Origin of the sequence: Streptomyces sp. NPDC017056 (genome assembly GCF_044332485.1) — a bacterium.
Taxonomy (GTDB): Bacteria; Actinomycetota; Actinomycetes; order Streptomycetales; family Streptomycetaceae; genus Streptomyces.
In genome coordinates, this window is record NZ_JBIRPD010000011.1 from 333335 (window position 1) to 342902 (window position 9568).

Genomic DNA, 9568 nt, shown 5'->3' on the forward strand with positions numbered 1-9568 from the left:
ACGGACGTAGCCGGGGGCGTGCATGCCAGGCGCCCCTTGGGTGCCGCGAGCCCGGTCGCGGGCGGTCCGGCGGCGGCTGCGGACCCGCGTCTCGAAGTGCGGACAATGCGCAGGGCACTTCCGCCGTTTCACGTTGTACGCCGCTATTGTCTGATTTGTTGACCGGGGGTAACGAATCCGACTCGTCGGGGCCCGCGCCCGTCCGGTAGAAAGGTTCGTTACACCCCTCATCCGGGGCTCAGGGCGCGTGTGCGGCGCGCCCGGCGTCCGTACCTCCCCCCGCGGGACGGCCATCCGTCGCGCAGGGCACGGTCGCGGTGCCCGCCCACCCCTTAACCAGGGAGTGGTCACCCTCAACTGATAGACGAACAAAGGGGTTGGATCAGTGACAGCCAAGACCGCTCATTCCCACAGCGGCGGCAGCACGGAAACGGACCGGGACGGCAAGGGCCAGGACCCCGCCTTCCTCCTGCACCGCGGCGGCAAGATGGCCATCCAGGCGACGGTGCCGGTGCGCGACCGTGAGGACCTCTCCCTCGCCTACACGCCCGGCGTCGCCAAGGTGTGCAGCGCGATCGCCGAAGAACCCGAGCTGGTGCACGACTACACCTGGAAGTCCCAGGTCGTGGCCGTCGTCACGGACGGCACCGCGGTGCTCGGGCTCGGCGACATCGGCGCCGAGGCGTCCCTGCCCGTGATGGAGGGCAAGGCCATCCTCTTCAAGCAGTTCGGCGGCGTGGACGCGGTGCCGATCGCGCTCGGCACGACCGACGCCGACGAGATCGTCGAGACCGTCGTGCGGATGGCGCCCTCCTTCGGCGGCATCAACCTGGAGGACATCTCGGCGCCCCGCTGCTTCGAGATCGAGCGCAAGCTCCAGGAGCGCCTGGACATCCCGGTCTTCCACGACGACCAGCACGGCACCGCGGTGGTCACCCTGGCCGCCCTGCGCAACGCCGCCCAGCTGACGAACCGTTCGCTCGGACAGCTGCGCGCCGTCATCTCCGGCGCCGGCGCGGCCGGTGTCGCCATCGCCAAGATCCTCGTCGAGGCGGGCATCGGTGACGTCGCGGTGTGCGACCGCAAGGGCATCGTCACCGCCGACCGCGACGAGCACCTGACCGACGTCAAGCGCGAACTGGCCTCCTTCACCAACAAGGCCGGCCTCTCCGGCTCGCTGGAATCGGCGCTGGACGGCGCGGACGTCTTCATCGGCGTCTCCGGCGGCACGGTGCCCGAGGAAGCGGTCTCGAAGATGGCCAAGGACGCGCTGATCTTCGCGATGGCGAACCCGAACCCGGAGATCCACCCGGATGTCGCGCACAAGTACGCCGCGGTGGTCGCCACGGGGCGCAGCGACTACCCGAACCAGATCAACAACGTGCTGGCGTTCCCCGGCATCTTCGCCGGCGCCCTCCAGGTGCGCGCTTCCCGCATCACCGAGGGCATGAAGCTGGCCGCCGCCGAGGCGCTGGCCTCGGTGGTCGCCGACGACCTGAGCGCCGACTGCGTCATCCCGTCGCCGTTCGACGAGCGCGTCGCCCCGGCGGTGACCTCGGCGGTCGCGGCCGCCGCCCGCGCGGAGGGCGTCGCGCGCCGCTGACCCGAGGCCGATGCCACCGGAAGGGTCCCGCCGCCGCGCGGGGCCCTTCCGCCGTTCCGCGGCGCGGCGCGTGTCACACCGCGGCGTGGTACCGCCGGGACCCCGCGCGCCCTACGTTGGGATCATGTTTGCTGCCTACGCCGCCCGCATCGACCGCGACCAGCCGCTGAACGGCCTCGAACTGGGCGAGCGCCCGGCCCCCGAGGCGCGCCCCGGCTGGACGACCGTCAACGTCAAGGCCGCCTCCCTCAACCACCACGACCTGTGGTCGCTGCGCGGCGTGGGGCTGGGCGAGGAGGCCCTGCCCATGATCCTCGGCTGTGACGCGGCCGGCACCGACGAGGACGGCAACGAGGTCGTCCTGCACTCGGTCATCGGCCAGAGCGGGCACGGCGTCGGCCCCGACGAGCCGCGCTCCATCCTCACCGAGCGCTACCAGGGCACCTTCGCCGAGCAGGTCGCCGTCCCCACCTGGAACGTGCTGCCCAAGCCGAAGGAGCTGTCCTTCGCCGAGGCCGCCTGCCTGCCGACGGCCTGGCTGACCGCGTACCGCATGCTGTTCACCAACGCGGGGGTACGGCCGGGGGACAGCGTCCTCGTCCAGGGCGCCGGCGGCGGCGTGGCCACCGCGGCGATCGTGCTGGGCGCTGCGGCCGGCCTGCGGGTCTACGCCACCAGCCGCAGCGAGGACAAGCGCAAGCGCGCCGTCGAGCTGGGCGCCGAGGCGGCTCTGCCCACCGGCGAGCGGCTGCCGCAGCGGGTGGACGCCGTGATCGAGACGGTCGGCGCCGCCACCTGGTCGCACTCGGTCAAGTCCCTCAAGCCCGGCGGCACCCTCGTCATCTCGGGCGCCACCAGCGGCTTCAACCCCGAGCGCACCGAACTGAACCGGATCTTCTTCCTGGAACTGAAGGTCGTCGGCTCCACCATGGGCAGCAAGGACGAACTGGCCTCGCTGCTGAACTTCTGCGCGGCCAAGGGCGTACGGCCCGTCATCGACACGACGCTGCCGCTGGACCGGGCACGCGAGGGCTTCGGGAAGCTGGCCGAGGGCGAGATGTTCGGCAAGGTCGTCCTGACGGTCTGAGGCGCGGGAGCACGAGAAGGGGGCGCACGTGCGGGTGCTGCGCGCGGCCGGCCGCAGGGCGTCGGCCTGGAGCAACGGCGGCGGGGCGACGCGGGAGGTCGCCGCCGCACCGTCCGGCGCGGGCTGGGACGCCTTCGACTGGCGGGTGAGCCTGGCCGAGGTGGGCCGGGACGGCCCGTACTCCGCGCTGCCGGGGGTGGACCGCGTCCTGACCGTGGCCGACGGCGCCGGGCTGGAGCTGACCGTCGACGGCACCCGCCACGAACTGCACGGTCGATACCACCCGTTCGCCTTCCCCGGCGACGCCGAGACCGGTTGCAGGTTGCTGGACGGCCCGGTGGTCAACTTCAACGTGATGCTGCGGCGCGGCCGTTCGGCGGCGACGGTCGAGATGGCGCGCGGCGATTATGCGTACACGGCACCGCCGCCGACCGCGCCGACGGCGCCCGGCGGGCAGCGGTCGAGGCTGGTCGTCGCGCTGTCCGGCCCCGCGACCCTGGACGCGGAAGGCCCGGCGCCCGCGTCCCCGCTGCCGCTGGAGCGCTATGACGCGGTCCTGCTGCCGGACGCCGCGGGATTCGCGCTCCGTACCGACGGCGTCGCCGCCGTCGTCACCCTGACGCGAGCGCCCTCTGGCGGCCCTTGTCCAGGACGCCGAGCAGGAGAACGGTGACCACGATCACCGCGCCCGACGCGACGTAGTTCCAGGGGGCGTCGAGGTAGTTGGCGGCCCGCATGACGGTGCCGCGGTCGTCGCTGACGATGCGGTAGAGGATGGCCGCCGGCCCCTCCCAGAAGCCCGCGACGAACACCAGGATGGACAGCAGCCGGTACCAGCCTTCGTTCATGGGTCGCCTCCGTGTTCCGTGCCGGCAAGATTCCGTGCGATGGATACGACTGTATCAACAAACCTCACTATGTACCTTGACAGTGCTGCCCCGATCTGATATTCGTCACGCTCCCCAAGGGGCGCTACCCTGTCCTTATGCGTGACGAAAAGAAGGCCGGGTGCCAGGTCTGCGGTGCCGCGCTGCCCGCGGCGACGCGTGGGCGGCCCCCCGCGTACTGCTCGCGGAGCTGCCAGGCGAAGGCGTACCGGCAGCGCAGGAAGAGCCGGGCGGCCGAGCGTGCCGAAGAGGCCGCGGACGTCCCCGGGCGGCGGCCGGGCGGTGCGCGGGAACGGCGGCGGCGGGAGGTCGCCGAGGCCGTCTGGCGGATCGCGGCCGACCGCGGCCTGGAATCCGCGAGCATGCGGGAGGTCGCGGCCGAGGCCGGAGTGTCGCTCCGCGTCGTCCAGTACCACTTCGGCAGCAAGCACCGCCTGCTCGTCGAGGCGTTGCGGATGCTCCACGAGGAGAACGACCGCCGCGCCCGCGCGCGGATGGCCGGGCTGCCGGACCCCGGCGACCCGCGCGCCGTGCTGCGTGCCGTGCTGATCGAATTCCTGCCGCTGGACGGTCAACGGGCCCTGGCGCTGCGGGTGTTCACCGCGTACTTCGTGCGCAGCCTGACCGACCCCGAGATGGCCGGGGTCTTCCTGCACGGCGAGCAGGTCGTGGAGTCCCTGGTCGCCACCCTGATCCGCGAGGGCGGCGCCGCACGCCCCGGCGTCGATCCGCGGCACGAGGCGGATCTGCTGGTGTCCGGCGTCACCGGGCTGGGCCTGGACGTGCTCCACGGGCGCCGCGCGATGGCCGAGGTCGAGGGCCTGATCGACTACCACCTGGACCGGATCTTCTCCTGACCGCGCGTGGGGCGGGGCCGGGCCCCTCAGGGCGCCGGTACGTTCACCAGGCTCCGGTGCAGGCGGTAGTGCCCCACGCCGGTGCGCCCCGGAAGGGCGGGTACGGCAGGGGCTTCCGTTACCCCCGGGACGGAGGAGACGGCCGCGTGCAGGCGCGCCGCCGTGCCGTTGGCGGCGAACTCCTGCCAGGCCGCGGCGTCCTCCCACTCGGCGAAGTTGACGACGCGGCTGCCGTCCTTGGAGAGGTGGAAGTGGGCCCCGAGCAGCCCGGGGACCTGCTCCTCCTCCAGCGAGGCGATGACGGCGTCGGCCAGCGCGCGCTGGGGCGCCGGGCCGGTGGTCGCGAAGGCGGGGGTGACCAGCAGCCCGGGGTGTCGATCCGGGGTCCCTTGGGATACGTAACTGCGGTACCGCGTGTACCGGACGAGTCCGGGCCGCTGAATTCCGGGAATGGACTCGTCGATACGGCTGATGGTCGCGGGCCGCCGGTGGCGTACCCATTCCCGGTGCGCGTCGTCGTCCGTCCACTGCGCGTAGTTCAGGACGTGGCTGCCGTCCACACTCAGGAACGTGCTGAGGGAGAGCATCGCGTCGGGGCGCGGCTGGCGCTCCCACGCGTCGAGTACGGCGTCGGCGGCGCGGCGCTGGAGATCCGGCGCGGGCACGAGCCAGGCGCTGACGAGAACGGTGCCGGCGTCCGGGCGCCGCATGGCGGGGGTGCGGGCGTGCTGGGCATGGGGCTTCCTCGCTGTTCGGGAACGTTTCTCCGCGGGGAGCCTCCAAGATCAAGCGCACTTGAGGTCAAGGGTGGGACCCCGCGCGTCAACTTCTATTGACGCCGGCGAGGTGTCAACCTAAATTGACACCATGAGCGAAGCAACGAACCTCGCCGAGCGGGCGGGCGACCGGGACCCCCGGATCGGGCTGCGTGCCGTCGCCGCGCTCCGCCGGCTCTTGGAGCAACTGGAAGCCGTACAGGTGCGCAGCGCCCGCGCGAAGGGCTGGTCGTGGCAGGAAATCGCCGCCGAGCTGGGCGTCAGCAGGCAGGCGGTCCACAAGAAGCACGGGAGGCGTTGATGTTCGAAAGGTTCACGGCAAGCGCGCGCGACGTGGTGCGAGGCGCCCCCGCCTACGCGAACGGGACAGGGCCCGGCACGGTCGGCGAGGGAGAGCTGCTGCTCGCCCTGCTGGACGGCAAAGGGTCCCCGGGCGCCGAGGCGCTCGGCGCCCTCGGAGTGCGCGAGCGCCGGGCATCCGTTGAGCACGCGCTCGGCGAGGCGCGCAGGCGGGGCGGCCTGTCGTCCGCCGACGCGGAGGCGCTGGCCGGTCTCGGCATCGACATGACGGAGATCGTCTCGCGGGTGGAGCGGGAACACGGCGCCGGCGCGCTGTCCGCCGCCTCCGGCCCGGCCAAACGGCGCGGGCGCTCGCTCCGCGGACCGTTCGCGCCGGAGGCCAAGGCCGTACTGGAACGCTCGCTGCGCGTCGCGCTCGGCCGCGGCGACAAGTACATCGGCGACGAGCACCTACTGCTCGCCATGGTGACCGGACCGGGGCTCGCCGCGGCCGTTCTGGCCGAGCACGGCGTCACGCACGCCGACGTCATACGAGCCTTGGAGCGGCCGGCGGCGGCGAGCTGAGACGCGGGCGGCGGCGGGCCCGTACGAACGCGGCCCGCCGCCGCGCACCGGGCACCTTACGGATACGCGACCTGCACCGCACCGATCCCCAACGTCCCCTGGCGCGGCAGCAGCTGCGCCTCCATGATCGCCGCCAGCAGCGGGTTCAGCAGCTGGCCGAGCCGCTCCGCACGGGACCGGCCCAGCGCCCGCCACGGCCCCGCGGCCAGCCGGTCCGTCATCCGCTCGACCTCGTCACGGCCCTCACGGGCCAGCTCCGTGGGACGGCCGGACGGATCGATCCAGCCGCGCGCGGCGAGCCGGTCGTGCGCCGCGCTCCACTCCTGCGAAGTCCAGCCCCGGCCCTTGAAATTGGCCTTCGGTGCGGCCCCGATCGCGGCAAACGACACCAGCGCCTCGCACGGTTCCAGATCGTACGTCAGCAGCGACGCCACATGGCCGTCCCCGCGGTGCTCGCGCAGCACCGTGATGGCGTGCCAGAGCGCCAGATGCGGCGCGTCGGGCCACGGCAGGTCGCGGTTGGCGGCGGCCAGCGGACGGGCCGCGACAGAGGCGTTCTCGGCGGCCTGGCGGGCCAGTTGGGCGGCTTCGGCAATCCGGGCGGCGGGCACCCGGCCGGCTCTCATCAGGCCCGTCATTATGCGGTCCACCGCCTGCAAGCGCGCGTCCAGCACCTTGCCCGGCGCGGCCGTCGACCAGATCGACGGCACGTACCGGGCGATCATCCGCGGGCTGAAACTGTAGAAGGTCGCGGCCACCAGCTCAGGCCCCGCCGCGCCGAGCGGCGCCGTCCGCCAGGCGAAGTAACTGGGCCAGCGCGTGTCGGTCTCGTAGCCGAGGGCCGCCGCCTCCTCGAACGCCTCGGGTGCGAAGTACACGACGGCGTGGACGGGCTCCAGTTGGCGCCACATCCGGCGGGCCACGGCAGGGTATTCCGACATCGCTTACCTCTTGGCCTTCAAGATCCGTTCAGACAGGGAGAGTTGACTGTAAAGGCGGACACGGCCGTAGGTCCCCGATTTTCTCGCGGCAGATCCCGTCGTCGGGCAAAAAGCCGTGCGAGGGACTGAGTTCCCCGATTACGGCGGGTGAATCCAGGCCCTCGCAGACAACTGTGCGTAACTGCCGCGCGGTGCGCCGAAGAGGTCAGCCGCGCGGCTCCCGCCGGGCCGCATATGCCTCCGGGTCACGCAGCAAGGCTCCGACGTGCGCAGCAGTCGCAGCCAGACGGTGGCGTACGTCCTTCAACTGCTCGTCCGTGACCCCGTGGTCACGGGCCGCGTCCCGCAGGTCGTCGCGGAACCGGTCCAGCAGCCGGTCGAAGTCACGGGCCGGCTCCCCGGACCCGGGCTCGGACGCCCACGCCGGCTCCGGCGGCGTACGGTCGGCAGCCGCCGTACGCGCCGCACCCGCACCGTCCGCGCCGGCCTCCGCCGCGCCGTCCCCCTTGGTGAAGTCCACCCGCTCGCCCGCCGCCCCGGACTCCCCGGCCGCGCCGCCGTCGCGGCCCGCGTCCGCCTCCCGGCCCTCCGCCGCGTCCGGCACGCCCGCGAACCGGCCCACCTCACGCGAGACCTCGGACAGCGCCTCGCGCAGCGCGCCCGCCCAGTCCCCGGTACGTACATGCTCCTGGGCCTGTTCCTGTACGCGCTTGATGGCCTCCTGGACCTCCTCGCGCACGAACAGCCGGGCCTCCCGCGCCTGCTTGCGCGCCCGCTGGGCGTCCTGCTTGGCCCGCCGGCTCTCCTCCTTGGCCCGCCGCGCCTGCTCCTTCCACTCCTCCTTGGCGCGCCGGAACTCGTCCTTCGCCTGCCGCCACGCCTCCTTGTCGCCGAAACGCCCCTCGAAGTAGTCCGCCGCGTCCGGAAAACCGTGCTCCTCGCGGGCGTCCCCCTTGCCGCTACGCCGCGCCTCGCGCGCCTCCTGGGCCGCCTCGCGCATCTCGCGGCGCAGATCGCGGGCCGAACCGCGCACGTCCTCCCGGATGTCGGAAGCCAGCGCCGCCACCGACTCGCGGATCTCCATCTCCAGATCCGCCAGCTCACCCCCGCGGTCGGCCAGCTCGTCGCGCCCCGCCCCGGTGATCGAGTAGACCTTGCGGCCGCCCTCGGTCGTATGGGTCACCAGCCCCTCGGCCTCCAGCTTGGCCAGCCGGGGATAGACCGTGCCGGCGGACGGCGCGTACAGGCCCTGGAAGCGCTCCTCCAGCAGCCGGATGATCTCGTAACCGTGCCGCGGGGCCTCGTCCAGCAGCTTCAGGAGATAGAGGCGGAGACGGCCGTGGGCGAAGACGGGGGCCATGGCTTCAGAGCACCTTCTTGTCGGTGGGGGAGTGCTGGTCGTCGGACGGCGGACGGCGCAACAGGGCCAGGCCACCGGAGACCGTGGTGACCTTCAACGAGCCACTGCCCGCACCGAGCCGGCCGGTGATCCGCTTGGCCCCCCACTGGCCGCTCACCCGCAGATCGTCGAAGGCGTTGGCGACCGTACCGCTCGTGGTGTTCGCGTCGACCTCGGTGTCACCCGACGCGGGCAGCCGGATGGCGACCTCCCCGGAGACCGTCACCAACCTGATGTCCGCCCCCTCGGCGGCCGGATCGAGATCCAGCACCATGTCCCCGCTCACCGACTCCGCCCGCACGGAACCACCGGCCCCCTCGACGAGCGTCAGATCCCCGGAGACGGAATTGAACCGCAGGTCCCCCGTGACGGCCTGGCCCTCCACCCGGCCGGACACCGTCTCCGCCCGCACCGGGCCGGTCAGCCGGACCAGGGTGCTGTCGCCGGTGACGCCGCGCAGGTCCGTACGCCCGGAAATGCCGGAAATCACGGCGCTCGCCCCGACCGTACCGACCTCGACGCGGGTCCCCGCCGGCACGGTCACCGAGACGACCGCACTGCGTCGCCATCCCTTGCGTTCGAGGAACTTCAGGAGGCCCTTCCACGGCAGGTCCTCGTACGTGACGCTCAACGTGCCGGCGTCCTGCCGGACGGTCAGCGGCGGACCGGTCACCTCGCCGATCTCCACGCGGGGGCGGCTGCCGTCCGTCGTGCCGACGACGTTGACGGTGCCGCCGATGGTTCGCACGTGGAGTGCGGTTACGGGGCCCTCGATGTCCAGCGTGCGGGGGTCGGAGACCGACCATTCTGTGCGCATGGTGGGGCCTCCTTGACGCGGCATATCGTGTCTCTGTCGACACGATATATCGCGGCGGCGCGAAGTCAAGTGCGCGTTGCCGGGTTGCGGGGCGCGCTGTCGTGCGGGGTTGCGGTTCGCGCTTCGCGCGGGGTTGCGGTTCGCGCTTCGCGCGGGGTTGCGCTGGTTTCGTTTGGGGTCGGGGCCGCGCAGGGGGGTGTCTCCTCACCGCACTCGCGGACGCCATGTCTGGAAAGCTGAACCTGGTGTTGCGAGCTGTCGGCTGCGGGGACACCCCCCTGCACGTCCCCTCCGGCCGGTTCGGCAGCCCCGCGCGAGTGGGGGTGGGGGAGGGAAA

Annotated in this window: 11 protein-coding genes; 6 read left to right on the forward strand and 5 right to left on the reverse strand. The window is 72.6% G+C overall.

Going from position 1 to position 9568, the window contains the following annotated elements:
- The first annotated feature begins 385 nt into the window (after nt 1–385).
- From ACH4OW_RS22465 to ACH4OW_RS22475, 3 genes are all read left to right on the forward strand, one after another.
- Complete coding sequence (locus ACH4OW_RS22465) at nt 386–1603, forward strand: NADP-dependent malic enzyme (protein WP_360141193.1); 1218 nt, start codon at nt 386–388, stop codon at nt 1601–1603.
- 124 nt (nt 1604–1727) lie between these two features.
- Entirely contained in the window at nt 1728–2690 is a 963-nt protein-coding gene (locus tag ACH4OW_RS22470) for a zinc-binding dehydrogenase (protein ID WP_398029760.1), read from the forward strand.
- 28 nt (nt 2691–2718) lie between these two features.
- Complete coding sequence (locus ACH4OW_RS22475; RefSeq protein ID WP_398029761.1) at nt 2719–3363, forward strand: HutD family protein; 645 nt, start codon at nt 2719–2721, stop codon at nt 3361–3363.
- Here the strand turns inward: ACH4OW_RS22475 and ACH4OW_RS22480 are convergent.
- Complete coding sequence (locus ACH4OW_RS22480; protein WP_398029762.1) at nt 3302–3538, reverse strand: hypothetical protein; 237 nt, start codon at nt 3536–3538, stop codon at nt 3302–3304. The genes ACH4OW_RS22475 and ACH4OW_RS22480 overlap by 62 nt on opposite strands.
- Before the next feature lie 137 nt (nt 3539–3675).
- Between ACH4OW_RS22480 and ACH4OW_RS22485 the strand changes: the two genes are divergently transcribed.
- Nucleotides 3676–4434, forward strand: coding sequence for a TetR/AcrR family transcriptional regulator (locus tag ACH4OW_RS22485; protein WP_360141181.1), 759 nt, complete (start codon nt 3676–3678; stop codon nt 4432–4434).
- A 26-nt stretch (nt 4435–4460) separates the two neighbouring features.
- Here ACH4OW_RS22485 and ACH4OW_RS22490 read toward each other — a convergent pair whose 3' ends face one another.
- Complete coding sequence (locus tag ACH4OW_RS22490; RefSeq protein WP_398029763.1) at nt 4461–5144, reverse strand: antibiotic biosynthesis monooxygenase; 684 nt, start codon at nt 5142–5144, stop codon at nt 4461–4463.
- Nucleotides 5145–5301: 157 nt separating this feature from the next.
- On the opposite strand from ACH4OW_RS22490, the gene ACH4OW_RS22495 reads away from it, so the two are divergent.
- Both ACH4OW_RS22495 and ACH4OW_RS22500 read left to right on the forward strand, forming a co-directional pair.
- On the forward strand, nt 5302–5511 hold the full coding sequence (locus ACH4OW_RS22495) for a helix-turn-helix domain-containing protein (RefSeq protein WP_360141175.1): 210 nt from the start codon (nt 5302–5304) through the stop codon (nt 5509–5511).
- A complete protein-coding gene (locus ACH4OW_RS22500; RefSeq protein ID WP_398029764.1) occupies nt 5511–6074 on the forward strand; it encodes a Clp protease N-terminal domain-containing protein in 564 nt (187 codons plus the stop codon). Before ACH4OW_RS22495 ends, ACH4OW_RS22500 begins: the two co-directional genes overlap by 1 nt.
- 56 nt (nt 6075–6130) lie before the next feature.
- On the opposite strand, the gene ACH4OW_RS22505 is transcribed toward ACH4OW_RS22500, so the two are convergent.
- The 3 genes from ACH4OW_RS22505 to ACH4OW_RS22515 form a co-directional block, all read right to left on the reverse strand.
- Nucleotides 6131–7015 carry a hypothetical protein gene (locus ACH4OW_RS22505; RefSeq protein ID WP_360141169.1) on the reverse strand — a complete coding sequence of 295 codons (885 nt, stop codon included), beginning with the start codon at nt 7013–7015 and terminating at the stop codon, nt 6131–6133.
- 205 nt (nt 7016–7220) lie between these two features.
- A complete protein-coding gene (locus ACH4OW_RS22510; RefSeq protein WP_398029765.1) occupies nt 7221–8375 on the reverse strand; it encodes a helix-turn-helix transcriptional regulator in 1155 nt (384 codons plus the stop codon).
- A gap of 4 nt (nt 8376–8379) precedes the next feature.
- A complete protein-coding gene (locus tag ACH4OW_RS22515; RefSeq protein WP_398029766.1) occupies nt 8380–9231 on the reverse strand; it encodes a DUF4097 family beta strand repeat-containing protein in 852 nt (283 codons plus the stop codon).
- Between the last annotated feature and the right edge of the window lie 337 nt (nt 9232–9568).

What these genes read in the sequence shown, in the direction of transcription:
- ACH4OW_RS22485 (WP_360141181.1), top strand. Translation starts at nt 3,676, where the DNA reads ATGCGTGACGAAAAGAAGGCCGGGTGCCAGGTCTGCGGTGCCGCGCTG.
- ACH4OW_RS22505 (WP_360141169.1), bottom strand. Translation starts at nt 7,015, where the DNA reads ATGTCGGAATACCCTGCCGTGGCCCGCCGGATGTGGCGCCAACTGGAG.
- ACH4OW_RS22500 (WP_398029764.1), top strand. Translation starts at nt 5,511, where the DNA reads ATGTTCGAAAGGTTCACGGCAAGCGCGCGCGACGTGGTGCGAGGCGCC.
- ACH4OW_RS22470 (WP_398029760.1), top strand. Translation starts at nt 1,728, where the DNA reads ATGTTTGCTGCCTACGCCGCCCGCATCGACCGCGACCAGCCGCTGAAC.
- ACH4OW_RS22490 (WP_398029763.1), bottom strand. Translation starts at nt 5,144, where the DNA reads ATGCGGCGCCCGGACGCCGGCACCGTTCTCGTCAGCGCCTGGCTCGTG.
- ACH4OW_RS22515 (WP_398029766.1), bottom strand. Translation starts at nt 9,231, where the DNA reads ATGCGCACAGAATGGTCGGTCTCCGACCCCCGCACGCTGGACATCGAG.
- ACH4OW_RS22510 (WP_398029765.1), bottom strand. Translation starts at nt 8,375, where the DNA reads ATGGCCCCCGTCTTCGCCCACGGCCGTCTCCGCCTCTATCTCCTGAAG.
- ACH4OW_RS22480 (WP_398029762.1), bottom strand. Translation starts at nt 3,538, where the DNA reads ATGAACGAAGGCTGGTACCGGCTGCTGTCCATCCTGGTGTTCGTCGCG.
- ACH4OW_RS22495 (WP_360141175.1), top strand. Translation starts at nt 5,302, where the DNA reads ATGAGCGAAGCAACGAACCTCGCCGAGCGGGCGGGCGACCGGGACCCC.